The sequence below is a fragment of the uncultured Psychroserpens sp. genome (genome assembly GCF_947492715.1).
Classification (GTDB): domain Bacteria; phylum Bacteroidota; class Bacteroidia; order Flavobacteriales; family Flavobacteriaceae; genus Psychroserpens.
On record NZ_CANLNS010000003.1, the window covers coordinates 212,143 to 236,247 of the forward strand.

29 protein-coding genes are annotated in these 24,105 nt (G+C 34.4%); 9 read left to right on the forward strand and 20 right to left on the reverse strand.

The features are described 5' to 3' along the window. Window positions 1-4: 4 nt before the first annotated feature. Window positions 5-982, reverse strand: coding sequence for a class I SAM-dependent methyltransferase (locus tag Q0787_RS10310; RefSeq protein WP_298902513.1), 978 nt, complete (start codon window positions 980-982; stop codon window positions 5-7). A 197-nt stretch (window positions 983-1,179) separates the two neighbouring features. Between Q0787_RS10310 and Q0787_RS10315 the strand changes: the two genes are divergently transcribed. From Q0787_RS10315 to Q0787_RS10325, 3 genes are read left to right on the forward strand one after another with little or no spacing between them, the layout of a single operon-like run. Next, complete coding sequence (locus tag Q0787_RS10315) at window positions 1,180-2,466, forward strand: DEAD/DEAH box helicase (protein WP_298902514.1); 1,287 nt, start codon at window positions 1,180-1,182, stop codon at window positions 2,464-2,466. Window position 2,467: 1 nt separating this feature from the next. Further along, window positions 2,468-2,683 carry a DUF6500 family protein gene (locus Q0787_RS10320; protein ID WP_298902516.1) on the forward strand — a complete coding sequence of 72 codons (216 nt, stop codon included), beginning with the start codon at window positions 2,468-2,470 and terminating at the stop codon, window positions 2,681-2,683. Continuing rightward, window positions 2,683-2,922, forward strand: coding sequence for a VF530 family protein (locus tag Q0787_RS10325; RefSeq protein WP_298902517.1), 240 nt, complete (start codon window positions 2,683-2,685; stop codon window positions 2,920-2,922). The genes Q0787_RS10320 and Q0787_RS10325 overlap by 1 nt, the downstream gene beginning before the upstream one ends. Here the strand turns inward: Q0787_RS10325 and Q0787_RS10330 are convergent. The 13 genes from Q0787_RS10330 to Q0787_RS10390 all read right to left on the reverse strand — a co-directional run bounded on the left by Q0787_RS10330 (window position 2,906) and on the right by Q0787_RS10390 (window position 13,908). Continuing rightward, on the reverse strand, window positions 2,906-3,082 hold the full coding sequence (locus Q0787_RS10330; protein WP_298902518.1) for a hypothetical protein: 177 nt from the start codon (window positions 3,080-3,082) through the stop codon (window positions 2,906-2,908). The two genes, Q0787_RS10325 and Q0787_RS10330, sit on opposite strands and share 17 nt — an antisense overlap. A 475-nt stretch (window positions 3,083-3,557) precedes the next feature. After that, the gene (locus Q0787_RS10335; protein ID WP_298902520.1) at window positions 3,558-4,025 is read right to left on the reverse strand and encodes a tRNA (cytidine(34)-2'-O)-methyltransferase; all 468 of its coding nucleotides are present in this window, start codon (window positions 4,023-4,025) and stop codon (window positions 3,558-3,560) included. A 25-nt stretch (window positions 4,026-4,050) separates the two neighbouring features. Beyond that, a complete protein-coding gene (gene trpA, locus Q0787_RS10340; RefSeq protein ID WP_298902521.1) occupies window positions 4,051-4,818 on the reverse strand; it encodes a tryptophan synthase subunit alpha in 768 nt (255 codons plus the stop codon). Then, window positions 4,811-5,899 carry a family 10 glycosylhydrolase gene (locus Q0787_RS10345; protein WP_298902522.1) on the reverse strand — a complete coding sequence of 363 codons (1,089 nt, stop codon included), beginning with the start codon at window positions 5,897-5,899 and terminating at the stop codon, window positions 4,811-4,813. Before Q0787_RS10345 ends, trpA begins: the two co-directional genes overlap by 8 nt. Continuing rightward, window positions 5,896-6,990 carry a carbohydrate-binding family 9-like protein gene (locus Q0787_RS10350; protein ID WP_298902524.1) on the reverse strand — a complete coding sequence of 365 codons (1,095 nt, stop codon included), beginning with the start codon at window positions 6,988-6,990 and terminating at the stop codon, window positions 5,896-5,898. The genes Q0787_RS10345 and Q0787_RS10350 overlap by 4 nt, the downstream gene beginning before the upstream one ends. After that, a complete protein-coding gene (gene trpB, locus Q0787_RS10355; RefSeq protein WP_298902525.1) occupies window positions 6,990-8,171 on the reverse strand; it encodes a tryptophan synthase subunit beta in 1,182 nt (393 codons plus the stop codon). The genes Q0787_RS10350 and trpB overlap by 1 nt, the downstream gene beginning before the upstream one ends. A 3-nt stretch (window positions 8,172-8,174) precedes the next feature. After that, on the reverse strand, window positions 8,175-8,840 hold the full coding sequence (locus tag Q0787_RS10360; protein WP_298902527.1) for a phosphoribosylanthranilate isomerase: 666 nt from the start codon (window positions 8,838-8,840) through the stop codon (window positions 8,175-8,177). Then, window positions 8,837-9,622: an indole-3-glycerol phosphate synthase TrpC gene (gene trpC, locus Q0787_RS10365; protein WP_298902528.1), complete on the reverse strand. Its 786-nt coding sequence runs from the start codon at window positions 9,620-9,622 to the stop codon at window positions 8,837-8,839. The genes Q0787_RS10360 and trpC overlap by 4 nt, the downstream gene beginning before the upstream one ends. Continuing rightward, complete coding sequence (gene trpD, locus Q0787_RS10370; protein ID WP_298902529.1) at window positions 9,622-10,614, reverse strand: anthranilate phosphoribosyltransferase; 993 nt, start codon at window positions 10,612-10,614, stop codon at window positions 9,622-9,624. Before trpD ends, trpC begins: the two co-directional genes overlap by 1 nt. Before the next feature lies 1 nt (window position 10,615). After that, window positions 10,616-11,179: an aminodeoxychorismate/anthranilate synthase component II gene (locus Q0787_RS10375; RefSeq protein WP_298902531.1), complete on the reverse strand. Its 564-nt coding sequence runs from the start codon at window positions 11,177-11,179 to the stop codon at window positions 10,616-10,618. Further along, entirely contained in the window at window positions 11,176-12,576 is a 1,401-nt protein-coding gene (locus tag Q0787_RS10380) for an anthranilate synthase component I family protein (RefSeq protein WP_298902534.1), read from the reverse strand. Before Q0787_RS10380 ends, Q0787_RS10375 begins: the two co-directional genes overlap by 4 nt. Before the next feature lie 261 nt (window positions 12,577-12,837). After that, window positions 12,838-13,410 (reverse strand): YceI family protein, encoded by a 573-nt coding sequence (locus tag Q0787_RS10385; RefSeq protein ID WP_298902535.1) that lies wholly within the window; start codon window positions 13,408-13,410, stop codon window positions 12,838-12,840. A 42-nt stretch (window positions 13,411-13,452) separates the two neighbouring features. Then, complete coding sequence (locus Q0787_RS10390) at window positions 13,453-13,908, reverse strand: MarR family transcriptional regulator (RefSeq protein ID WP_298902536.1); 456 nt, start codon at window positions 13,906-13,908, stop codon at window positions 13,453-13,455. A gap of 108 nt (window positions 13,909-14,016) precedes the next feature. Here Q0787_RS10390 and Q0787_RS10395 point away from each other — a divergent pair, with 108 nt between their 5' ends. From Q0787_RS10395 to Q0787_RS10415, 5 genes are all read left to right on the forward strand, one after another. Further along, window positions 14,017-14,541, forward strand: a complete 525-nt coding sequence (locus Q0787_RS10395) for a TlpA disulfide reductase family protein (RefSeq protein ID WP_298902537.1) — start codon at window positions 14,017-14,019, stop codon at window positions 14,539-14,541. A 7-nt stretch (window positions 14,542-14,548) separates the two neighbouring features. After that, window positions 14,549-15,157, forward strand: a complete 609-nt coding sequence (locus Q0787_RS10400; RefSeq protein WP_298902538.1) for a thioredoxin family protein — start codon at window positions 14,549-14,551, stop codon at window positions 15,155-15,157. A gap of 109 nt (window positions 15,158-15,266) precedes the next feature. Next, window positions 15,267-15,581: a rhodanese-like domain-containing protein gene (locus tag Q0787_RS10405; RefSeq protein ID WP_298902539.1), complete on the forward strand. Its 315-nt coding sequence runs from the start codon at window positions 15,267-15,269 to the stop codon at window positions 15,579-15,581. A 12-nt stretch (window positions 15,582-15,593) separates the two neighbouring features. Continuing rightward, the gene (locus Q0787_RS10410; protein ID WP_298902540.1) at window positions 15,594-15,992 is read left to right on the forward strand and encodes a rhodanese-like domain-containing protein; all 399 of its coding nucleotides are present in this window, start codon (window positions 15,594-15,596) and stop codon (window positions 15,990-15,992) included. 129 nt (window positions 15,993-16,121) lie between these two features. Next, the gene (locus tag Q0787_RS10415; protein WP_298902541.1) at window positions 16,122-18,515 is read left to right on the forward strand and encodes a protein-disulfide reductase DsbD domain-containing protein; all 2,394 of its coding nucleotides are present in this window, start codon (window positions 16,122-16,124) and stop codon (window positions 18,513-18,515) included. A gap of 10 nt (window positions 18,516-18,525) precedes the next feature. Here Q0787_RS10415 and Q0787_RS10420 read toward each other — a convergent pair whose 3' ends face one another. The 6 genes from Q0787_RS10420 to msrB form a co-directional block, all read right to left on the reverse strand. Beyond that, window positions 18,526-18,795: a hypothetical protein gene (locus tag Q0787_RS10420; protein WP_298902542.1), complete on the reverse strand. Its 270-nt coding sequence runs from the start codon at window positions 18,793-18,795 to the stop codon at window positions 18,526-18,528. Window positions 18,796-18,800: 5 nt separating this feature from the next. Beyond that, window positions 18,801-19,652: an alpha/beta hydrolase gene (locus Q0787_RS10425; RefSeq protein WP_298902543.1), complete on the reverse strand. Its 852-nt coding sequence runs from the start codon at window positions 19,650-19,652 to the stop codon at window positions 18,801-18,803. A gap of 18 nt (window positions 19,653-19,670) precedes the next feature. Continuing rightward, a complete protein-coding gene (locus Q0787_RS10430; protein WP_298902545.1) occupies window positions 19,671-19,934 on the reverse strand; it encodes a glutaredoxin family protein in 264 nt (87 codons plus the stop codon). Window positions 19,935-19,937: 3 nt separating this feature from the next. Continuing rightward, the gene (locus Q0787_RS10435; RefSeq protein WP_298902546.1) at window positions 19,938-20,423 is read right to left on the reverse strand and encodes a peroxiredoxin; all 486 of its coding nucleotides are present in this window, start codon (window positions 20,421-20,423) and stop codon (window positions 19,938-19,940) included. A 105-nt stretch (window positions 20,424-20,528) separates the two neighbouring features. Then, complete coding sequence (msrA, locus tag Q0787_RS10440) at window positions 20,529-21,080, reverse strand: peptide-methionine (S)-S-oxide reductase MsrA (RefSeq protein WP_298902548.1); 552 nt, start codon at window positions 21,078-21,080, stop codon at window positions 20,529-20,531. Then, the gene (gene msrB / locus Q0787_RS10445) at window positions 21,080-21,541 is read right to left on the reverse strand and encodes a peptide-methionine (R)-S-oxide reductase MsrB (RefSeq protein ID WP_298902549.1); all 462 of its coding nucleotides are present in this window, start codon (window positions 21,539-21,541) and stop codon (window positions 21,080-21,082) included. Before msrB ends, msrA begins: the two co-directional genes overlap by 1 nt. A 239-nt stretch (window positions 21,542-21,780) precedes the next feature. On the opposite strand from msrB, the gene Q0787_RS10450 reads away from it, so the two are divergent. Continuing rightward, entirely contained in the window at window positions 21,781-24,093 is a 2,313-nt protein-coding gene (locus tag Q0787_RS10450) for a transglycosylase domain-containing protein (protein ID WP_298902550.1), read from the forward strand. The last annotated feature ends 12 nt before the right edge of the window (window positions 24,094-24,105 follow it).

Here is a 24,105-nt window from a genome sequence, read left to right on the forward strand (position 1 = left end):
TAATTTAGTGCTCAGGTTTTCTATAAACACCAAAAACAAAATCTGAAGGGTTGTGTTTTAAATACTCATCTTCAAATTCAAAAATAGCATCAAGAGCTTTTGTCTTTTCGTCATCTAGATCGATAAAATGATGAGAAATATCTTTAAGAGCATTCATTAAAATATTCCCACCATAGGGCTTTTCTATAATCACCTTAAAGTGCTTATTGATTGAAGGCATGATGCTAGATGAATCGACACATTCTGAAGGATCTGCAATAATCATTCTTAGTAGTCCTGATCCCGAAAAGCTGTTTTTGTATAGTGAGGATTTATACCGTCTTCTGAATTTTTTAGGAAGCAATTGAATACCCTTGTTAATCTTCTGTATTTGTGCCTTTGGAAATTGCAAACGATTTGGTCCAACGTACTCGTTAATAACAAGTAAACCAGAACTCGTTAAGCAGGGAACTATTTTTTCTGACAATAAGGTATCCACGTGTCTAAAATGATGAAGTGAAGCATTAAAAAGTACAACATCATAGTGATCCTCTTTAAAACTGAAATTGTCAATATTAGAACATACAAATGAGATGTTTTGTAGATTGTTTTGTGCGGCCTTTTTCTCGGCTTGTGAAATTCTATATTCAGATAAGTCAACACAAGTAATGGCTTCAAATTGCTTATATTGTGCCAACTCAAGTTCATGACTGCAAGTACCACTTCCTAGGGATAAGAGCTTTAAATTTGAATGATCTTTTAGGACAGTCTCCATGAGATATTGCTTATAGTTTTGATGTTCATCATTGGTCATCATTTTATTCCAACGCTTTTTTACATATGGAATTTCCCACCAATTGGCACTAATTACAGCAGAACTATTAAAAGCACTTTTTGTACGCGCATTATTTTGAAAGGTAAATTTGGAAAGAATAAAATCCCAACCTCTTTGCTTACCTTTTAATAAGGTGTCTTTAAAATCGTCTAATGTAATTAATCTCATATCGAAACTTACAGCAATCCTGTATTACAAAGTTAACCAATAGACATGCAGACAAAAATTAAAACAGATTATTTTTTTAACTAAATGAAATATGTAGAGTTAACAAGCAAATAAGCAGTACCTTTGTTTAAAATAAGAGAGATGATGTTATAATTAAGAGTCATCTTAAATGCCAATAATAGGCCCAATTAATTTTTATGTCATTTCAATCTTTAGGCTTATCTGACGCCTTGTTAAAAGCAATTAGCAAAAAAGGATACACGACACCTAGTCCAATACAAGAAAAAGCAATTCCTCCAATTTTGGAAGGTCGAGACGTGTTAGCTTCGGCTCAAACAGGAACTGGTAAAACTGCAGGCTTTACATTGCCACTATTACATTATTTATCAGAAAACCCTAAAGATAAGTTTAGACCAATTCGTGCTCTAATTTTAACGCCAACAAGAGAGCTGGCGGCTCAAGTTTATGAAAGCGTTAAAGATTATAGCGAGTTTTTAAATATTAAAAGCGCAGTTATCTTCGGAGGTGTCAATCAGAAACCTCAGGTTGCAACACTTCGCAGAGGTGTTGATGTGTTAGTGGCGACACCAGGACGTTTGCTGGATTTACAGAATCAGAATCTATTATCTATTAAGCGTGTTGAAGTCTTTGTATTAGATGAAGCCGATAGAATGTTAGACATGGGTTTTTTACGAGATATTGAACGTGTTATGAACTTAATGCCAAATAAGCGTCAAAACTTAATGTTCTCGGCAACCTTTTCAAAAGATATTAGGAAATTAGCAAACAGTATTCTTAATCAGCCAGTGCAAGTTGAAGCGACGCCAGAAAATTCTACAGTAGAAGCGATTTCGCAAAAAGTATATCGCGTGGCTAAAAACAAAAAAACAGACCTTATTATTAAACTAATTTCCGATGGCAATTGGAAACAAGCATTAGTTTTTACACGAACCAAGCATGGCGCTAATCGATTAACAAAAAAGATGATCTCTGCAGGTATTAGTGCTGCTGCGATTCATGGCAATAAAAGTCAAGGTGCACGAACCAAGGCTTTGGCTGGTTTTAAAAAAGGAACGGTTAGAGTATTGGTAGCAACAGATATTGCAGCTCGCGGATTAGATATTCCATTGTTACCTCATGTTGTAAACTTTGAATTACCTAATATTTCTGAAGATTATGTGCATAGAATAGGAAGAACGGGTAGAGCTGGGGCCAATGGTCAGGCATTATCTTTAGTGAGTGCCGATGAGACGTTATACCTTAAAAATATTGAAAAACTAATAGGAGAACGTATTGAAGTAGAAATTATTGAAGGCTTTGAACCCGATCCAAATGCATCTACCGAGCCTATTAAACCTGGACAAAATAGACAAGGGAGTAATAATTCTAGAAAATCTAAGTCTCATAATTCTGGAAGAAATCAAAATAGAAATAGACGAAATAAAAACACGAATTCAAGGAGGCATAACGATAAACGTAATTAAAATGACACCTGTTTTAAAAGCGAAAATAATTAAGATTTGTGATGAAAAAATCGCTAAAAAAGGAACTAGCGTAGGTGTCTCATTTTATGCTTTTTTCAAGAATAAGAATGACACTCCAGAACTTTTGATGGAAGCTGCAACATGGTGGATTGAAACACATCAATTAGACCATTTCGAAAAAGCAATAAAAATCAAAAATCTTGTATTAAAGAGCTAATGGCAACTCAAAAAAACAACCCATTACATGGTGTGAATTTAGAACAAATTGTAACCGAACTAGAAGCGCATTACGGATGGGAGTATATGGGACATCAAATTAATATTAGATGTTTTACTCACGATCCATCCGTAAAATCTAGCTTAAAGTTCTTAAGACGTACGCCTTGGGCTAGAGCCAAAGTTGAACGTTTGTATTTGGATATGTTACAGAAAAACCCATCTAAAAGACCTCTTTAAGAGTGTCTTCATCTTCTTCGTCTTCTCGTTTTTCTACTTGTTCTATTAGATGTTTTGGTAAATTGTCTTTTTGATTAAATTGTATTGGGAATGGGACAATACAAGCTAAAAAAATCATAAAAATCAAGGCCATTAGCCTTAAGGTTTTTTTTATCTTCATAGTATATTGAATGAAAGAGCAGTCAAACGGTTGTTTGACGCTATTAGCAAAAAGTAAACTCCAATGGAGTTAGTGAACTCTATTATACTATGTGGTTGTGGTAAAAAGTTTTGTTGTGATACAAGGCGTACACTTCGGAGTGAAGTTTCTTAAACTTTATATTAAATGCTTTATTTGTATAAGATTTAAAAGCGGTAACTTGATTATGACTATGGAAAAGTCTAATCGCATAAAAAGAAAAGTTTACCTGATTATTTAAACAGCTTATAAGGGACTCTGAGGCTTTCTGAAATGATATGGAAAAGCGCGAATTATTACTAGATTGACCAACAACTAAAGTCGTTTTTACCCCCTCAATTTGCGGTTGTAATTCTACGCCAGAAAAAGAGCCTAAACCGACTAGCAGTGTTAGCCCAAAACATAAAAGGCTTAATTTTTTCAACGGTTGCATATTCAAATATAACGAATATATAATCTAATAATCATAAATATTACCTAATTGTCTCAAACCCTCAAAGACCACAATACTCACGGCATTGGCTAGATTTAAACTTCTAACATGTTCATTGTTTATGGGTATTTTATATAACTGTTGTTGCTGTTGTTCAATTAAAGGTTTAGGTAGGCCAACAGATTCTTTTCCAAAGACCATAAACAAATCATTTTGAAACGGTATATCCCAGTGTGGTGAAGAACCATGACTTGATAGAAACACAAATTTTGCATTTTTATGTACATTGAAAAAACCCTCAATAGATTCGTATATATGTACATCTAAATGTTGCCAATAATCCAATCCAGCTCTTTTAAGTCGGCTGTCACTCAATTCGAAACCAAAGGGTTTTACCAGATGTAACTTAGAGCCAGAGGCTAGGGCCAACCTTCCTATGTTACCTGTATTGTTTGGAATTTCGGGTTCTATAAGAACAATATTTAATGGCATAATGTAATGTTGTTTATATGTTCTTTTATTTATTCAGAATAGACGCTGTAAATTCTCCTATTTTATTAGTGCCAGCATGTTTTAAGTGCTTTATAAATGCACTACCAATAATAGCGCCTTTTGCGTATTGCGTTGCTTGGGTAAATGTTTCGTTATTTGAGATGCCAAAACCTACAATTTGTGGATTTTTTAGTTTCATGTCTGCGATGCGTTTAAAGTATGTTGTTTGCTCAGTTCCAAACCCAGAATTACTTCCTGTGACACTCGCTGTACTTACCATATATATAAATCCTTTCGATATAGAATCTATAAATTTGATACGATCTATTGAGGTTTGCGGTGTAATTAAGAAGACATTAATTAAGCCATGTCTATCAAAAATAGCTTTATAGTGTTCATTGAATACATCAACAGGCAAATCAGGAATGATAAGACCATCAATACCAATCTCTTGACATTTAGCACAAAAAGCCTCAACGCCATATTGCAACATAGGGTTAAAATATCCCATAAGAATTAACGGGATAGAAACCGTTTTGCGAATGTCTTTTAATTGGTTAAAGAGTACATTTGTGGTCATTCCATTTTCTAAGGCTTGAGTTGAACTCGCTTGTATTGTTGGTCCATCGGCTAATGGATCGCTAAATGGCAATCCGATCTCAATCATATCTGCACCATTTTTTTCGAGACTTTGGATAATAGACGCGGTATCTTCCAGACTAGGATAACCAGCAGTGAAATATATAGATAAGAGTTTGTGATTCTCTTGAAGTTTTTTCTGTATTCTATTCATTTTTAAACTCTTCTTTTAACTTTATAAATACGGACTTTTGTTCGTCACTTAAATTATCGGCTGTAAAAAATGAAAACCCTTTTGCTCCTTTTTCTTTAACGAGCCGAATAGCTTTCTCTAAATCTTTAGGATTAGTTAGGGCAGGACTATAGAGGCCAGCATAAATTGGAAACTCCACATCCTTGACCCCTTGTTCAATAGCAAAACCAATCCAATTCACATTTTCTCTATAAAAATTATTATAAACCATTGGGAAGGCTGAATCTAAGTTCCAATCGTTCCATGCTTGTCTTACCATTTGACGCGACATTTCAGGAAAAGGAAAAACTGCTGCACTCATTTTTTGCTCATGCTTATGCGCAATATCTACAAGTTCATTAACTAAAGATGTAATCGCATTTAAGCGATACTGACGCCATTCTGTACTGAGTTCTGGATGTGCTAAATCTAGAGGGTCTTTTCCGAAAATTGCTTTAAATCCTTCGCGTGCAATGGGATGATAGCCATAGTCATATTCTGGCATTTCGGTATTTTGAACTAGCCCATACTTTGGTTGTAAATCTGCACCTAAAATAACATCGACATAACGCACATAATCTAAATGAATCGAGGCAAGCCCTTTAATTTTCGCAAGTTCTTTTACATTATTTTTGATATAGTCTCTGGCTTCAGGATGAAAAGGGCTAAGCCATTGATAGTAATCTACGTAAGCCCTATATTCTAATGAGTTTTTACCTTTTCGATTAACGGCGTACCATTCGGGATGTTTATTTGCTGTTGTATCATTTGGTCTATTTAAAGTCCACATCCATGCATGGATTTTGATGTTTCTTTTTTCAGCGATCGGAATGAGTTGTCTATAGAAATCAGGACTACCGCCAACGAGGACTTCAGAGATTCCTAAAGTATCATAAGAAGCTAATTTAGTTTCCCACTTTTCTTTATTAAACACGCCTCCTGGGTTGGTCCAAGTTGCAAAAATAAATTTGTCCTTAACCATTTCAGTAGGTTTTGGAACTTCTTGCTTTTCTTTGCAAGACATGACGAAAAATACAGTGAGAATTAGTGTTAGATATTTCATATCGATTTTAGTGTTCCCTCTTGATTAATAATATAGACTTTATCAGAATTAGGGCTTTTAATTTTGTATTCAAAACCAAAAAGTGTTTTATAAAATACAGCGTTTAGGCTTTTGTTTTCGTCATAAGTTACTAATAGTGGTTTCGAGTTGCTGTTTATGTCTTCTAATAAAAACTTAAGTGCTCCATATCTTGTTTTTCGAAACAAGGCATAAGCTGTTTGTTTAATATCTAGATCTTCGTCTTGGATAAATACAATGTCGCGAGATGAGGAGGCTTCTGTAAACTGTAGGTAACCCCATTTTTCGGGTTCATGCATGTTAATGACCTTTTGATTACTCCATACCCAATTGTATTCTCTTAGAAATTTATCCTTCTCCTTCTTACGATGATATTGATCATCAATTATATCATGATCCCATTGTACTCTTGAAAAATTAATTCGCCATTGCTCTCCTTCGGTTGGTAAGGTTTGTGGTCTGTTTTTTAAACCAATAAAAGGCTTTAAGGGAATGGCCATTTCAACCGTCCAAATAGAGTCCTTATCACTAGGGTTATTTAATGTCCCATGAATTTTGACGGCTGTTTTTAAATTATCGAGATTCCATTGAAAATTCGCTTTGCCACCAATTCTATAGGGCTTGTTTAAATACAAATCCCAAACCGTATTTAAAGCATTCATTTCAATTTCACCATATCCTATACCATCACCTGTTGGATCTAGAAACACTTCAAAATCATTATTGTAATATATGATGGTATCGCGTTGTTTTAAGGTTCCCCAAATATGTGGTTCATTTAATTGGGCGTAAACATAGAGAAAAGTATTGTCCCAAAGCATTTTAACTTTTGTATCAAATTTAGGCGTTTTAATCCCTTCGATATCAATGAATTTATCGGTAAAACTAGATTGTTTCCAACTTTCTTCATTAGCATTTCCATCTATAGTTATTGGATTTATAGATTTTGAAACAATATAATGCTTTGGCTTCACGATGTCATCAATAACAGAAACCTGTAATGGTTCTATCTGCTGTTTTTCATTACAGGAACAAATGCAAGCGCATAAAATGATGTATATATAATATTTCATTAATAACTAAAATAATCAATATAATTCTGTAAATCTTTATCACCGCGTCCAGAAAGGTTGATAATTACAATGTCATCTGGTTCAAATGTTTTTTGTTCAAGAACAGCAAATGCATGCGAACTTTCTATGGCAGGAATAATACCTTCCAACTGACTTAACTCTAATCCAGCAGTCATGGCTTGGTCATCTGTAATGGATATGAACTCGGCACGACCAGAAGTATAGAGGTGTGCATGCATTGGTCCAACACCTGGATAATCCAATCCGGCAGAAATAGAATAAGGCTCTGTAATTTGCCCATCATGGGTTTGCATTAATAAGGTTTTACTTCCATGAATAATACCTTCACGACCTAAGGCTGAGGTAGCAGCGCTTTCACCAGAGTGAATGCCTTTGCCAGCTGCTTCTACAGCAATAAGTTTAACGTCAATATCGTCTAAATAATGATAAAAAGCACCAGCAGCATTACTGCCGCCACCAACGCAAGCTAATACATAGTTTGGTTTGGTTGTTCCTTCTTTTTCTTGAAGTTGCCATTGAATTTCTTCTGAAACTACAGCTTGAAAACGAGCCACCATATCTGGATAGGGATGAGGGCCAACCACGCTACCAATAATATAATGCGTGTCTATGGGGTTGTTAATCCAGTCTCTAATTGCCTCGTTTGTAGCATCTTTAAGCGTCCGGCTTCCTGACAATGCAGGTCTCACTTCGGCACCTAACATTTTCATTCTTGCTACATTTGGCGCTTGACGAGCAATATCAACTTCTCCCATATATACAATGCAGGTCAATCCCATTAAAGCACAAACAGTTGCCGTCGCCACACCATGCTGACCAGCTCCAGTTTCGGCAATAATTCTTGATTTACCTAAACGTTGTGCCATTAGAATTTGCCCAATCGTATTATTGACTTTATGCGCTCCTGTATGATTTAAGTCTTCACGTTTAAGATAGATTTTTGTGTTGTATTTTTCGCTTAATCGCTTTGCAAAATAAAGAGGAGATGGTCTACCAACATAATCCTTGAGTAATTGATTAAATTCACTTTTAAATGAAGGCTCTGACATGATTTTAAGATAATTTTGCCGCAACTCTTCTACATTAGGATAGAGCATTTCTGGAATATATGCACCTCCAAATTTACCGTAATATCCTTTATCGTTAATGTTATAACTCATGTTTTATTTTTTTGTTCCTCGAAAATTAATTGAAGCAACGTTTGTTCTGAATTGTTCTAATTCAAATATGTTTTTTAGTCCAGGTTTGATTTCAAATTTACTGTTTACATCAATGGCATAACAATATTTAGAAGCCTGAGTGGCTTTAAATTGTTTTAGGTTTTCTATTTCGCTATTACCAATACCACCACTTAAAAAGTAAGGCTTGCTTGAAGGGTATTTGCTTAAGATATCCCAATTAAATGCGTACCCATTTCCGCCTGGTAATTTTCCTTTGGTATCGAATAAAAAATAATTGCAAAGCGACTCATAGGGTTGTAATACCGAAAAATCGAAATCATCTTTAATACTAAAAACTTTTATGATTTCAACCAAACTAAAGTTAGAGTCTGCAAACATTCGTATGAGTTCTTTAATGAATTCTGGCGATTCCTTACCATGTAATTGGACGGCTTGTAAATTGTGGGTCATGACTTTTTCTGCAATACTTTCTAAAGAAGAGTTTACAAAAACACCAACTTTTTTTATTGAATCTGGCAATGTGGGAATTTCCCCATTAAAAAACCGACTAGACTTTTCGTAGAATATAAACCCTAAATAATCGGGCCGCAATAGAGCAACCTCCTGAATATTATTTTTATAGTTCATGCCGCAGACTTTCAGTTTCATTGTTGGAGGTCTTTTATAAATTGAGCAGCACTTTCACCAGCATTTTTCGTTTTCATAAAATTTTCGCCAATGAGAAAACCTTTATATCCACAAGGGCGTAAAGTTCTAATAGCTTCGATGTTGCTAATTCCACTTTCAGATACTTTTACAAAATCATTAGGAATTAATTCACTTAACTCCATACTTGTATCTAAACTGACTTCAAAAGTTTTAAGATTTCTATTATTTACGCCTAACATATCAAGGCTAGGCATGATTGATTTCTGTAATTCTTCTTCATTATGAACTTCGAGAAGTACGTCTAGATGTAGTTGTTTGGCGAGTTCTGAAAGCAGTTTGATTTCTGCTTTAGATAGAATAGATGCAATCAATAAAATAACATCGGCACCATGAGCTTTAGCTTCTATAATTTGGTACGTATCAATTATAAACTCTTTACGGAGTAATGGTAAATTACTACAAGAACGTGCGGTTAATAAATCGTCTAAACTACCACCAAAGTATTTACCATCTGTCAAGACAGACATTCCGCAAACACCAGCATTTTCATAACCTTTGGCAACGTCAAATACATTTAAACTATTATTAATAGTCTGTTTGGAAGGTGAGCGACGCTTATGTTCTGCAATAATGCCTGTATTACTTTTTTGAAGTGTTTTGGCCAACGAAATGGTCTCGCGCTCAAACAGTACAGATTGCTCTAGTTGTTTAATAGGAATTAACTGTTTTCGAAGATTAACTTCAATACGTTTGTCTGTTATTATTTTAGTTAAAATATCCATTAGTTACTTAATTCAACGAGTTTTTCTAAACTTGCTTTCGCTCGTCCACTTTCTAGACTGTCCTTGGCATGTTGAAACCCTTCTACATGTGATATTTGGTTCACGGTGGCAATTGCTAATCCGGCATTAGCGCAAACCACATTGTTTTGAGCCTCTGTTCCTTTTCCATTTATAATGGTCTTGAAAATTTTAGCTGCTTGTTTAACGTTGGTTCCTCCGAAAATTTCAGAAGCCTCTATTTGTTTTAAGCCTAAGTCTGATGGACTTAGCATTACTTCAGACGTATTAGAAATGATTTTAGCATTACCGGTTAAAGAAATTTCATCATAACCATCTAAAGCATGTACAATGCTGTAGTTTTTGTCTGTGGCTTGGTATAAATAACCATAAATGCGTTGTAATTCTAAATTAAAAACGCCTACCATTTGGTTTTTAGGAAATGCCGGATTTACCATTGGGCCGAGCATATTAAAAAACGTCTTTACGCCAAGTTCTTTTCTAATTGGAGCTACATTTTTCATGGCAGGATGAAACAAAGGTGCATGCATAACACAAATTCCTGCCTGATCAATATTGCGTTTTAATTGATTGACATCGTTGGTGAATTTAACACCAAGTGCTTCCATTACATTTGAGGATCCAGATGCAGACGATACACCATAATTACCGTGTTTTGCAACTTTCACACCAGCTCCAGCTGTAATAAATGATGCTAATGTGGAAATATTGAAAGTGTCCTTACCATCACCGCCAGTTCCACATAAATCAATGGCATTAAAATCTGATAAGTCCACAGGGATGCATAGTTCTAATAAAGCATCTCGAAAGCCTTGCAGTTCTTCTATGGTAATACTGCGCATCATGTATATGGTTAGAAAGGAGGCAATTTGACTTTGGTTGTATTTGCCTTCGGAAATATTCACTAGAACATTTTTTGCTTCCTCACTAGAGATACTCTCTTGGTTAATTAATCTATTTAATATATGTTTCATGTTAACTATTAATCCAATTTTCTAAAATTTGTTTTCCATCTGGCGTTAGAACCGATTCTGGATGGTATTGTACACCTTTAACATCATAAATTCTATGTCTTAAAGACATTACTTGTCCGTTATCATCAAAAGATGTTGCTTCTAATACTTCAGGCAAATCGGGATTAACAACCCAAGAGTGGTAGCGGCCAACTTGGATAGAATTATTTAAATTCTTGAAAAGAGATTCATCGGTTACGCTAATATTAATTTGCGTTGAGACACCATGATGTACAGTATCCAAATTTATGAGTGAACCACCAAAAACTTCGCCAATAGCTTGTTGCCCTAAACATACACCTAAGATGCTTTTAGTTGGTGCATACGTTTTTATAATGGCCTTTAGTAGTCCGGCTTCATCAGGAATTCCTGGTCCAGGCGAGAGCACTATTTTTTGAAAAGCATCTACTTCCTCAATGGTGAGTTTGTCATTTCGTTTTACTGTAACGTCACAATTTAAATCTTCCAAATAATGAACTAAATTATACGTAAAACTATCGTAGTTATCTATTACTAATACTTTCATATATCTTCTGCTAATTCTATAGCTTTTGTTAAAGCGCCAAGTTTGTTATATACTTCTTGTAATTCGTGTTCTGGATTAGATTTTGATACTAATCCTGCTCCAGCTTGCCAATGTAATTTATGATTTTGACTCATAAAAGTTCTTATCATTATGGCGTGATTATAGTTGCCGTTAAAATCCATAAAACCTATAGCGCCACCATAAAATGTTCTGCTCGTTTTTTCATATTGCTCAATAAGTTGCATTGCACGATGTTTAGGCGCTCCACTTAATGTTCCAGCAGGAAAAGTGTCGGCAACCACTTCCATGGTTGTTGTGTTTTTGTGTATTTTCCCTGTGACTTTGCTTACGAGGTGGATTACATGAGAGAAAAATTGCGCTTCTCTATAGGTTTCTACTTTAACACTACTTCCATGTCTACTTAAGTCGTTTCTTGCGAGGTCAACTAACATAACATGCTCTGCATTTTCCTTATCGTCAACAGCGAGTTGTTTTGCCAATTTTTGATCTTCTTCATCATTTCCTGTTCTTTTAAAAGTTCCAGCAATGGGATGAATTTCGGCTTGACCATTATGAATAACCAATTGAGCTTCGGGCGAACTCCCAAAGATTTTAAAATTTCCGTAGTCAAAATAGAATAAATATGGAGATGGATTGATACTTCTAAGAGCGCGATATACATTGAATTCGTCACCCTTAAAAGCCTGTTCGAATTTTTTAGAAAGTACTAATTGAAATACATCTCCTCTGGCACAATGCTTTTTGGCAAGTTCCACATGACTTTTATAGTCTTCGTCGGTTAGATTTGAAGAGATTTCAGAGTCTCTTTTAAAATTATAGGTAGCAAAATTTTTAGAGTTAATAAGTTGTAAAACTTCGTCTATATTGTTTTCGGCTTCAAAGCAATGTGCAAAAATATAGGCTTCATTTTTGAAGTGATTTATGGCAATGATATTTTGATATACAGCATAGTAAATATCTGGAATATCTAATGAATTTGGTTTTTTACTAATGTCGACATCTTCAAAATACTTGACTGCATCATAAGCCGTATAGCCAAAAATTCCGTTGTTTATAAACTTAAAGTTTTCATCAGAGTTTACTTTAAAGCGTTTGGTAAACTTGTGAATTTCTTCTGTTACCGAAATGTTTTTCGCCTTATTTGTTTTGGTGCTTCCATCTGGATATTGTTGCTTAATCACATATTCATCTACTGTAATCGAGGCAATAGGGTTAAAGCAGATGTAGGAAAAACTGTTATCGTTTGCATGATAGTCACTACTCTCTAATAGAATACTATTAGGAAATTTGTCTCTAATCTTCAAATAGATACTAACAGGAGTTATGGTATCTGCTAAAATCTTCTTGTAATGTGTATATAAACTAAATGTTTTCATTTTTTGATATTAAAAAAGGCTTGTCGTGATTGACAAGCCTTTTGTATATGTTATTTTAAATATACCTACAGGTTTAGTTCACGACTTTTTCGTTTCGAGACATCCACCACCAAGTATGATTTAAATTTGTGTTCATTGTTGTATTAAAGTTCAAATATAGAAATCAAAATTTAGTTTTCAAATTTAATTCTATAAAAAAGAAAAGATTCCCACGTTAATGGGAACCTTAATCACTAAATGTTGCTATTAATCAAAATTTATTTAAAACTTCAATGTGACATTTAGATCAAATTCATCATAGATAGCTTTGTCCTTTAAATTATTAAAAAAGCTAGGTGAACCATATCGTACATCAAATTTAGACCTATCAACTTTTAAGTTGGCCGTTGCCGTGTTTTTATTAACATTCATGTCGAATGTTATCGTGTTTGTTTTTGATTTAATCGTTAAATCACCTGTAACTTTATAATTACCATCTTTTCCTTTTACTTTGGTAATGGTAAATGTTGCCTTTGGAAAAGTACTAGTTCCAAAAAAGTCATCAGATTTTAAGTGACCTTCAAGTTTCTCTTTTCCTTTTCCTGCTTCTAAATCTGTTACCGAAATACTAGACATGTCTATCGTGAAATGTCCACCAGTTAGTTTTTTTCCTTCAAACATAAGTGTGCCATCACTCAAAGTTATGCTACCAGCATGAGACCCAGTAACTTTATGACCTTTCCAAGTAATTGTTGATTCTTTAACTTTTATTTCTTTTTTAATAATGCTGGTAAAGGATGCAAACGATAAAGCTAATACTAGTATTGCTGCTAATTTTAAAGTGTTGTTTTTCATTGTTTTTGTTATTAAAATTTGTGTTTGGGTTATTGTTGTTATTTAATGAGTTCTTAATTTATCTAACAATTCGTTGAGTGTTGTTAGTTCTTTGTGGTTTAAACTTTTTGTGATTTCTAAATTACTCGAAGTCACTATAACGTCTAATTCGGTTAATAAGTCTAAGCCCTTTTGTGTGATTAGTATTTCTATTTTTCGTCTGTTAGACGGACATGTTTGTCGGGTTACTAATTCTTTTTTTAATAGTTTATCAATTAAACGGGTCGTATTACTCATTTTGTTAAGCATACGTTCTTGAATGGTACTTAGATTTGCAGGATGTCCTTTTTGACCTCTTAAAATTCTAAGCACATTATATTGTTCAGACGATAAATCATAATCTTTAAAAAATGCCTGTGTTTTTTCTTTAAGCCAGTTTGTAGTATATATTAAATTAATAACGGTTTTACTTTTTATATCTAGCTTAATCGTACTTTTTATTTCACTTTCTATTGACATTTGTATATACAATTGTTGTGTGTACAAATGTAATACAAAAATTGAACAGTGCTTTTAATATTTTGTTAAATTTATCAATGTCCGTTATTTGATTCATAAATTTATAGAATGAAACAGGTTGCGCTAATTATAACTTTGCTTTTGATGTCTTACGGAAATGGACGCTACGAGGCTCATTCGTCCGATAAAGAGACGATAAGAAAAAGTGATGATAGTTTGAAGGTTTTTGATTTTAATGAACTTCAAACGTATTTAAGTGCTAAGGATGCCAATAAAACCTACGTCATTAATTTTTGGGCCACTTGGTGTGCACCTTGTGTGAAAGAACTTCCTTATTTTGAAACATTGAATACCAATTATTCTAATAAAAATGTTGAAGTCATTTTAGTTAGTTTAGATTTTCCGAGGCAAATAGAGACCAAATTAAAACCATTTCTTAAAAAGAAGGCCCTTAAAAGCGAAGTGGTAGTCTTAGATGATGTAGATGCCAATACATGGATTCCAAAAGTGAATAAAGATTGGTCAGGGGCGATTCCTGCGACACTTATATATAATAAAAATAAAAAAGCATTTTACGAACGCTCTTTTAATTACCAAGAATTAGAAAACGAATTAAAACAATTTATTAAATAGAATAACCATGAAAAACACACTTAAAACACTTTTAGCCTTAGTTGTATTAATTGCAACATCGGCGTTTACACCAGTTGGGTCTGGGTATGATATAGGAGATATCGCTACAGATTTTAAACTAGAAAACATAGATGGTAACATGGTCTCAATGGCAGATTTTAAAGATGCTAAGGGATTTATTGTTGTATTCACTTGTAATACGTGTCCGTATGCCGTGGCTTATGAAGATCGCGTAGAAGCACTAAACAAAAAATATGCAGATAAAGGTTATCCTGTTATTGCTATTATGCCTAATAATACAGATGTAAAACCAGGAGATAACATGTCTGCTATGAAGGCAAGAGCTAAGGCAAAAGGGTTTACATTTCCATATTTAATGGATAAAGGTCAGAAAATTTATCCGCAGTATGGAGCAACAAAGACACCACATGTTTATATATTGGAGAAAACAAAAAAGGGGCCTCAAGTAAAATACATTGGAGCCATAGATGATAACTATAAAGATGCAAGTGCAGTAACAAAAACTTATGTTGAAGATGCTGTTGATGCGCTGTTAGCAGGAAAAGAAGTACCAGAGGCAAAAACAAGAGCTATTGGCTGCTCCATTAAGGTATAAATTCAATTTTATTTTAAGATTTTAGAATCCGAAGTGTAACACTTCGGATTTTTTTTCGTCTTTATCATAAGGAAACGTTAAATTTGCACGATTATTGATGTATAAAAATATGGCTGATTTAACACAACAAGAATGGACTTCTAAACTACATGCAGATGATAATGCCGTAGTATTAGATGTTAGGACACCAGAAGAAGTAGCACAAGGAATTATACCTAATGCTATTGCTATTGATATTTATAAAGGTCAAGGATTTATTTACGAAGTTGAAGAACTTGATAAATCTAAAAACTATTATGTGTATTGTAAAGCAGGCGGTCGTAGTGCTCAAGCTTGTAGTGTCATGAATCAGTTAGGATTTAAAAACACATATAATCTCATTGGAGGCTTCAGCGAATGGACAGGTGAAGTTGCTTCAATTTAAAAATCAATCAAGATGAAAAACAAGGTACTTATTTACTTTTTTGCAGTTTTTACTTTAGCATTTAGTTGCACAGAAGAGCCACAGAGTGAAGTTAAAATGATTTCTGCGGAAGAAATGCAATCGCGCCTAGAACTGGAGGACATTCAATTAGTAGATGTAAGAACTCCCGAAGAACATAAAGAAGGTTTTATAGAACAATCACAAAATATAGATTTTAGATCGTCAACGTTTGACGAAGACATTGCTAAGTTAGATAAAACAAAACCAGTTATTGTATATTGTAAATCTGGAACTCGAAGTTCTAAATGTTCGAAAGAATTAAAAGAGAAAGGTTTTGTAAAAATATATGATTTGGAAGGTGGCTTCGAAAAATGGAAATTTGGTGGCAACCCCATTGAAACCTATCAGTAAATAATTTAAACCGAACTTAATGTTCGGTTTTTTTATGTTCAAGACTGCCGTTTAATAATATCTTAATCCTAGCAATTAATCCCTTGGTTTTTTATAAATTAGCGTCTTTCAAAAACCTAATTATTTCTAATGAAGAATTTAATTATTACGCTTTGTGCTGCAATCATCTTTTCAATGACAAGCCATGCGCAGATATTCGAACCCGTATCATGGGAAACGTCTATTGAGAAAATTTCAGATGATGAATACGATTTAATTGCCACTGCAACTATTGATTCTGGTTGGCATTTGTATTCTCAAAGTGTTCCTGAAGATGGCCCAATACCAACAACATTTAAGTATAAAACTAACGCTAATTTCGAATTAATTGGTAAAACCATTGAAGAAGAAGGACACACCATTGACGATCCTGTATTTCAAATGATGATTAAATTTTTCGAGGATAAGGCCGAGTTTAGACAACGAATTAAAGTGTTAAATGAAGAACTGTCTATCGTTGAAGGCGAGGTAGAATTCATGGTTTGTGATGACGAAAAATGTTTACCACCAGATTATGTTGATTTAAATTTCACTATAAAAAAAAATGATGCTTCTAAAGAAGGGGTAAGCTTATCTCCATTTGGAGTTACCGATGACACATCGCAAATTCTTGAACCTGTAAAATGGTCGTCTTCTGTAGAAAAACTTTCAGACAACGAATATGTTTTAGTATCAAAAGCTACTATTAATCAGAACTGGCACCTTTACTCTCAGGTACCTCCGAAAGAAGCTGGTCCAATACCAACAACATTTGAATATGAAGTAGGAGAAGGTGTTGAGCTAATAGGTAAAACATCTGAAGACAAAGGGAAAACAGTAGAAGACAAAGTCTTTGGCATAAAAGTGAAATACTTTGAAAATGAAGCCGAGTTTAGACAAAAAATAAAAGTAGCCAATGCTGATATCAAAACAGTGAAAGCCGAAGTAGGGTTTATGGCCTGTGATGATAAACAATGCTTAACACCTACTTTTATAGATTTGGATTATGATTTAGCGAAAGCAGTAAAAGGTACAGATAAAGGAACCTCTGATGATGAAGGTGAAAATAGAGGATTATGGTCTATTTTTATAGTAGCATTTCTTTCGGGGTTCGTGGCATTATTGACGCCATGCGTATTTCCAATGATACCAATGACAGTAAGTTTCTTCATTAAACAAAGTCAATCTAAAGCCAAAGGCATTAGAAATGCTATTATTTATGGATTGTCAATTGTTGTTATTTATGTGTTACTAGGAACAATTATTACTGCAATTTTTGGAGCAGATGCACTAAATGCCTTGGCAACAAATGTTTGGTTTAACCTTATATTCTTTGCACTCTTGGTGGTATTTGCCATATCCTTTTTAGGTGCTTTTGAAATTGTATTGCCTAATTCTTGGGCGAATAAAGCAGATAAGCAAGCCGATAGAGGAGGACTCGTAGGGATTTTCTTTATGGCATTGGCTTTGGCCATAGTGTCGTTTTCATGTACAGGTCCGATTGTAGGAACCATATTAGTTGAAGCCGCTTCAAAAGGAGGGATTGCTCCTGTAATAGGAATGTTAGGTTTTTCTTTAGCAATTGCACTACCATTTACCCTGTTCGCTGCGTTTCCAGGTTGGTTAAATTCACTTCCGAAATCGGGAGGATGGCTTAATACTGTAAAAGTGGTGTTAGGATTTTTAGAATTGGCCTTAGCATTCAAATTTTTATCACAAGCCGATTTGGTATTACAGTTACATTTATTAGAGAGAGAAGTATTTATTGCGATTTGGATTGCAATTTTTGGTACGTTGTCTTTATATCTTCTTGGTAAAATACAATTACCACACGATTCACCTTTAAAGCACATTTCCGTAGGAAGGTTACTATTAGGTTTATTGACGTTGTCGTTCACCATTTATATGATTCCTGGACTTTGGGGAGCACCATTAAATATAATTAGTGCGTTTCCTCCGCCTCTAGATTATAGCGAATCACCTTATGGTGTAGGAAATTCGAAAGGAGGAACAGGAACGACTTCTGCTGATCATTCAGATTTACCCGACGGAGGGCATCTATTAGCTCCTCATGATATTTTGGCGTTTAATGATTATGATAAAGGCTTGGCATATGCAAAGGAAGTTGGAAAACCTATAATGATTGATTTTACAGGTTGGGCCTGTGTAAATTGTCGAAAAATGGAACAGAATGTTTGGGTGAAACCTAATGTATTGTCTACGCTTAAAAATGATGTTGTACTGATTTCGTTGTATGTGGACGATAAACGAAAGTTGCCTGAAGGCGAGGTTACCGATTCTAAATTACGTCCTGGTAAGAAACTCAAATATATTGGCCAAAAATGGAGCGAATTACAAACCATTAAATATAAAACGAATACGCAACCCTTTTATGTGCTGATGAATCATAATGAAGAAAATCTGATAAAACCAGTTGGTTATACTCCAGATGCCGATGAATACTATGATTGGTTAACTAATGGTATAAAGAATTTTGAAGAATAAGATAAGGGACCTAATTGTACTTTATCTGGCAAGTTTTGCACGTATAAGTGTCTCTGTCAATTGAAATTCCGGAAATGTTAGTTTCCACAATTTTATTGATGAAGTTGTTGTAAGTGTCATCGCGTTTTTCATTTTTACTGCCTTTCATGAAATCATAAAACTCGCCTTCCCATTGTTGTTTTCCCCAACAATTTGGACAAATACCTTCTGGAGCTGGTCCTGTACTTTCATTATTTCTTTTTTTATTGAAGTAGTTTTTGATGTTATCCACTAGTGACATAGGTCTTATTGTTTTTGAATAAATTGATGTGTTAATTTAATTATTTTTTCAGGTACTTCCTCTTGTATAAAGTGCTTCCCTTCAATAGAATGAACGTTTTCGTTTTTTATTTGGAGTGCATGTTTTATGGTGTCTTCTTGAGGTTCCCATTTTAAAAATTCGTCATGTTTCCCCCAAATCACAAGTGCAGGTTGCTTTAATGTTGGAAGTAAAGCGCTATAGTTTGGTAGGTTATGACAGGTTTTAGAGAAAAAATAATACATGCCTTTAATTTTTCCTTTTAGCAACGGCGTTTTATAACCTTCAATGTCTGCTTTACTTAGATTATTGTGAAGCAAACCAGACTTAAATAACCCTTTCATTAGCATACCATTTGTAAGTCTATAGGAATACAGACTAATCATAAATTTGGTTACAAAATTATTTCCAAAGCGCATTGGAGGTGTAAATCCTGATTTTAATATTATAGTATTTAATATAATAAGTTGTTTAATTGCTTGTGGTTGTATTTTTAAAAGCTCCCATGTCCATAACCCTCCAGCATCATGGAACATATGTGTCCATTCGTCTATTTTCAAATGTTCCATGAGTTTCAAAAGGCGTTGAGCCTGATGCTTTTCATGATATTTATCGTAGCCTTTTGGCGAATCACTAGACCCAAATCCAAACATGTCTGGTACAATAACCCGATATCCTTTTTTAACAAGTACGGGAAATATATGCCTGTATAACCATCCTGAAGTGGGCACACCATGAAGTAACATGATTGGTTCTCCTTGTCCTTCATCAATGTAGGCGAGCTGACCTTCTGGTAATCTTAACGATTTCTGTTTGGTTTTAAATTCATTATAGGTCATTATGGTTATCGTGTTGGTTTAGTCTTTTGACGTTAGTTTATTAAGCCATTTATCGAGTTCTCGTCGAGATGGATTTCGAAGTTTTTTTGAACCAATAGTAATTGTAGGAAAGTTAAGGTTTCCATTGAGATAAAGACCACGCAATGCTCTTGCGTGGTCTTCGTTGATTTCAACATCTAAAAACGTATATGGCAAATTTGTGTCATTTAAAACACTAATATAGTATTGTGTTTTGTGGCAACGTTCTGCTCCATATAGTGTTATGGTTTGTGTTGTGTTCATTTATCAGAGACTTTTTAAAAATGTGATAGCCGCATCCACATTAAGGTGAAAGTCGGCAAACACAACATTATCGTGTTTGTCTATAAATATAAACCATGGTGTACCTCCCGTTTGATAATTAGTCATAATGTTAGAACGTGAGTTACCATCATCACCTGCGTCATGACCAAAAGGAATGCTCAAGTTATATTGTTTTTGTGTCTCTATTATTTTATCGTAGGTATTAGATTCAAAACCTTCAAAGACCGTTTGAATGGCTAAAAATGTAATATTAGTATGCTCAGACAATGCCTCGACCATTGTTTTTAAATCTGGAAGCCCTTTACTATGGCAACCAGGACACCAACTTTGGAAACAATATAACACTTTAAATTGTCCTTTTAAATTTGACAAAGTAATCGGGTCAATCTTATTTCCTTTAGCATCAATCCAATCTTTGACCTGAAACTCAGGTGCTTTAAATATGGTGTTTTCTGTTTGATTTGACATGTGATTATGTCCTTTCTTTTTTATGAATTAAAGATTAAAATGAATACCATATCATGATCATCAAATAACGTTTGACAACCATGACATGGTACCTTAGTTTATGCATTATGCAACATGTGTTTTTAACTTGTCGGCATGCATCTTTCTAAGTTTCGCTAGTTTAGGTGTGATCACAAAACTACAATAACCTTGTGTTTGATTATTTGCATAATAGTTTTGATGCACAGCTTCAGCTTCAAAGAATTCACCAAGCGGACTTACTTCGGTCACGATTGGGTTGTCATAGTAAGTTGACATTTCATTTATAACGGTTTCTGCAATGGTTTTCTGTTCGTCATTATGATAAAAAATTACAGAACGATATTGTGTCCCAACATCAGCACCTTGACGATTTAATGTTGTTGGATCATGACTTGTCATAAAAATGATTAACAGGTCTTCAAGTGTAATTATTTCAGGGTCAAAAGTAACTTGAACCACTTCGGCATGACCAGTTAAACCAGAACACACTTCTCTATAGGTTGGTGTGCCAGGAACTGTTCCACCACTGTATCCTGATATTACTTTTTCAACACCTTTTACTTGATTATAAACGGCTTCAATGCACCAAAAGCATCCTGCGCCAACAGTAAATTGTTCTAAAACTCTGTTTCTCATTATTTTGTCTCCTCTACTTTAGAATCTAATTGCATAGATTCTGAATTAATACAATAACGCAATCCACTTGGTTCTGGTCCATCAGGAAAAACATGTCCTAAATGGCCATCACAAGTATTGCACATCACTTCTACGCGAACCATACCAAAAGAATCATCTTTTTCATACTTAATCGCATTAGGCTGGATAGGTTGGGTAAAACTAGGCCAACCGGAACCAGATTCGAATTTAATCGTTGAATCAAACAAAGGCGTGTTACAACAAATACAGTTGTATTGACCTTCATCATAGATACTACATAGAGCACCACTATGAGGGCGTTCTGTACCTTTCTGACGTGTAATTCGAAATTGTTCTGGGGTTAATTGTTGACGCCATTCGGCATCTGTTTTTTCTACTCTGCGATCTGGAATTGGGTTTCCATGTACAGCGAAGCTAATAACTTCTTTCCAAGTTAACATAACTATTTGTCCTTTCTGTTTTTAATTAATAAATATGGTATAATTAACTTACTTTAATAGTCGGAATTAAAACAGATTTCTTACAATGTAAAACCGTTTTATATTCTAATCAAATGAGACTAATAATGACTCATAAAGTTACAAGATAAATTATATAGTATGATCTATTTCTTATAGTAAACATCTATTCTTACAATTACCACGTATATAAAAATAAGACTATAATTTAAATCCTATTTATGAAATTTACCTTAAAATCTGTGTGGCTCAAACGTTTTCTTAAAGCTGCAGTAGGAGGCTTTTCGTTAGTCTTATTATTTTGGTTTTCTGTTTACATGGGTTTTTGGGGAAAATTACCTTCTAAAGAAGACATTAAAAGTCTTAAACAAGCCGAAGCTTCGTTGCTTTTAGATGCAAACGACGAATTATTAGGTAAATATTTTGTTTTTGATAGGCAAATAGTAAAATATGATGACCTGCCTAAACATTTGGTAAATGCTCTTGTCGCTACGGAAGATGCACGTTTCTATGAACACAATGGTGTAGATTATACGAGTTTAATCCGTGTGTTTTTCAAATCTATTTTGATGCAAAATAACTCATCTGGAGGTGGGAGTACCATTAGCCAACAACTGGTTAAAAATATCTATAAGAGGGAAAAGCATGGTTGGTTTACGATGCCTGTAAATAAAGTCAGGGAAATGATTCTTGCAAAGCGTTTTGAAAGTATCTATTCTAAAAACGAAATCATAGCCATGTATTTAAATACTGTGCCTTTTAGTGAGAATGTTTTTGGTATAGAAAGCGCTTCTCAACGGTTTTTTAATAGTAAAACTAAAGATCTCAACTTGGCGCAATCAGCCACTTTAATCGGAACATTAAAAGCAACCCATAGTTTTAATCCTCGATTATTTCCAGAGCGAAGTCAGTTGCGACGAGATGTTGTGCTTCAGCAAATGGAGAAATATGGTTTTATTGATGAAGACTTAAAAGTAGCCACCAGCGATATCCCTTTGACAACCAACTATAAAAAGTTTAATGCTAATAACGGTGTTGCCCCATATTTTCGTGAGAAAGTGCGATTAGAAGTTAAAAGTTTGTTGGACAGTGTAAATACAAAGAATAAAACATCTTATGATCTCTATAAAGATGGTTTGAAAATTTACACGACACTCGATATTGATATGCAGCGTTATGCTGAGACAGCGATGCAAGAGCATATGAAATCGTTACAAGCACAATTTGAAAAGGCCTATGGCAAGAATGCGCCATGGATAAAAAATACAGCATTAATAAACAAGCGTATCAAAGGTCTGAAACTTTATAAATCATTGAAAAATAAAAAATGGAGTGATAAGGATATCATGGATAGCCTTAAGGTTCAAGGAACCTTTAATTTGTTTTCATGGAATAAAGATGAGACCCTTAAAAAGGGATCTGTTATTGATAGCCTAAAACATACGATGAAATTTTTAAATACTGGTTTCGTTGCTGTTGATCCTAGTTCGGGAGCAATAAAAGCCTATGTTGGAGGTATAAATTTTGAGCATTTTAAGTTTGATCATGTGGCATCCTCGAAAAGACAAGTAGGGTCTACATTTAAACCTATAGTATATACTACGGCTTTAGAAAGAGGAATTGAACCTTGTAGTTACTATTCGGTAAAAGAAGTGACATATACCAACCAAAAGGGTTGGACTCCAACAAATGGAGGTAAAGAAGAAGCAGATAGGCACCTCAATTACTCATTAGAGAAGGCTATGAGTGAATCTATTAATACCATTGCGGTAAAAGTGTTAGAGGATGTAGGCATAGATTCTGTTATTGAACAAGCACAAAAAATGGGTATTTTATCAGAACTACCCAATGTACCTTCTTTGGCATTGGGTACGGCTCAGTTATCTATGTTAGAACTTATAGGAGCTTATACAAGTTATGCCAACGATGGGCGAGTGTCTAAGCCATTTTATATTACCAAAATAACTGATAAGTCTGGAGAGGTAATTTATGAGCGCCCTAAAGCAGAACCTATGCCAGAAGCCTTTTCTAAGGAGACGAGGCAGACTATGATTGAAATGATGAAATCTACCATTAATTCTGGTACGGCAAATCGCATGCGTTCGCGTTATGGACTTAAAAATGACTTGGCAGGAAAAACCGGGACTACTCAGAACAATAAGGATGGTTGGTTTGTTGCTGTGAGCCCAAAACTTGTTATGTTGTCGTGGGTTGGAAATGATGATCATCGTATTGGATTTAGTAATACATCTATTGGTCAAGGCGCTAATTCGGCATTGCCAACCACAGCCTTGTTTTTAAAGCTGATGAATCGAGATAAACGATTTAATTATATTACTCAGGCCACATTTGAAACGCCTTCAGAATCGGTAAAAGAGGCGCTCGCCTGTGATGAAGAAAAGCGAGATGGTTTTTTAAAACGTCTGTTCAAAAAAGATCGTAAAGAACGAGAGTTCGATATTGAAAGCGAGGATAGTAAGAAGAAAAAGAAGAAAGGCTTGTTTGGTTTTTTGAAGAAGAAGGACGAGGACTAATTTTATCTATGA

Coding starts and splice junctions, on each gene's coding strand:
- Q0787_RS10310 (WP_298902513.1), bottom strand. CDS start 982: ATGAGATTAATTACATTAGACGATTTTAAAGACACCTTATTAAAAGGT.
- Q0787_RS10315 (WP_298902514.1), top strand. CDS start 1,180: ATGTCATTTCAATCTTTAGGCTTATCTGACGCCTTGTTAAAAGCAATT.
- Q0787_RS10320 (WP_298902516.1), top strand. CDS start 2,468: ATGACACCTGTTTTAAAAGCGAAAATAATTAAGATTTGTGATGAAAAA.
- Q0787_RS10325 (WP_298902517.1), top strand. CDS start 2,683: ATGGCAACTCAAAAAAACAACCCATTACATGGTGTGAATTTAGAACAA.
- Q0787_RS10330 (WP_298902518.1), bottom strand. CDS start 3,082: ATGAAGATAAAAAAAACCTTAAGGCTAATGGCCTTGATTTTTATGATT.
- Q0787_RS10335 (WP_298902520.1), bottom strand. CDS start 4,025: ATGCCATTAAATATTGTTCTTATAGAACCCGAAATTCCAAACAATACA.
- trpA (WP_298902521.1), bottom strand. CDS start 4,818: ATGAATAGAATACAGAAAAAACTTCAAGAGAATCACAAACTCTTATCT.
- Q0787_RS10345 (WP_298902522.1), bottom strand. CDS start 5,899: ATGAAATATCTAACACTAATTCTCACTGTATTTTTCGTCATGTCTTGC.
- Q0787_RS10350 (WP_298902524.1), bottom strand. CDS start 6,990: ATGAAATATTATATATACATCATTTTATGCGCTTGCATTTGTTCCTGT.
- trpB (WP_298902525.1), bottom strand. CDS start 8,171: ATGAGTTATAACATTAACGATAAAGGATATTACGGTAAATTTGGAGGT.
- Q0787_RS10360 (WP_298902527.1), bottom strand. CDS start 8,840: ATGAAACTGAAAGTCTGCGGCATGAACTATAAAAATAATATTCAGGAG.
- trpC (WP_298902528.1), bottom strand. CDS start 9,622: ATGGATATTTTAACTAAAATAATAACAGACAAACGTATTGAAGTTAAT.
- trpD (WP_298902529.1), bottom strand. CDS start 10,614: ATGAAACATATATTAAATAGATTAATTAACCAAGAGAGTATCTCTAGT.
- Q0787_RS10375 (WP_298902531.1), bottom strand. CDS start 11,179: ATGAAAGTATTAGTAATAGATAACTACGATAGTTTTACGTATAATTTA.
- Q0787_RS10380 (WP_298902534.1), bottom strand. CDS start 12,576: ATGAAAACATTTAGTTTATATACACATTACAAGAAGATTTTAGCAGAT.
- Q0787_RS10385 (WP_298902535.1), bottom strand. CDS start 13,410: ATGAAAAACAACACTTTAAAATTAGCAGCAATACTAGTATTAGCTTTA.
- Q0787_RS10390 (WP_298902536.1), bottom strand. CDS start 13,908: ATGTCAATAGAAAGTGAAATAAAAAGTACGATTAAGCTAGATATAAAA.
- Q0787_RS10395 (WP_298902537.1), top strand. CDS start 14,017: ATGAAACAGGTTGCGCTAATTATAACTTTGCTTTTGATGTCTTACGGA.
- Q0787_RS10400 (WP_298902538.1), top strand. CDS start 14,549: ATGAAAAACACACTTAAAACACTTTTAGCCTTAGTTGTATTAATTGCA.
- Q0787_RS10405 (WP_298902539.1), top strand. CDS start 15,267: ATGGCTGATTTAACACAACAAGAATGGACTTCTAAACTACATGCAGAT.
- Q0787_RS10410 (WP_298902540.1), top strand. CDS start 15,594: ATGAAAAACAAGGTACTTATTTACTTTTTTGCAGTTTTTACTTTAGCA.
- Q0787_RS10415 (WP_298902541.1), top strand. CDS start 16,122: ATGAAGAATTTAATTATTACGCTTTGTGCTGCAATCATCTTTTCAATG.
- Q0787_RS10420 (WP_298902542.1), bottom strand. CDS start 18,795: ATGTCACTAGTGGATAACATCAAAAACTACTTCAATAAAAAAAGAAAT.
- Q0787_RS10425 (WP_298902543.1), bottom strand. CDS start 19,652: ATGACCTATAATGAATTTAAAACCAAACAGAAATCGTTAAGATTACCA.
- Q0787_RS10430 (WP_298902545.1), bottom strand. CDS start 19,934: ATGAACACAACACAAACCATAACACTATATGGAGCAGAACGTTGCCAC.
- Q0787_RS10435 (WP_298902546.1), bottom strand. CDS start 20,423: ATGTCAAATCAAACAGAAAACACCATATTTAAAGCACCTGAGTTTCAG.
- msrA (WP_298902548.1), bottom strand. CDS start 21,080: ATGAGAAACAGAGTTTTAGAACAATTTACTGTTGGCGCAGGATGCTTT.
- msrB (WP_298902549.1), bottom strand. CDS start 21,541: ATGTTAACTTGGAAAGAAGTTATTAGCTTCGCTGTACATGGAAACCCA.
- Q0787_RS10450 (WP_298902550.1), top strand. CDS start 21,781: ATGAAATTTACCTTAAAATCTGTGTGGCTCAAACGTTTTCTTAAAGCT.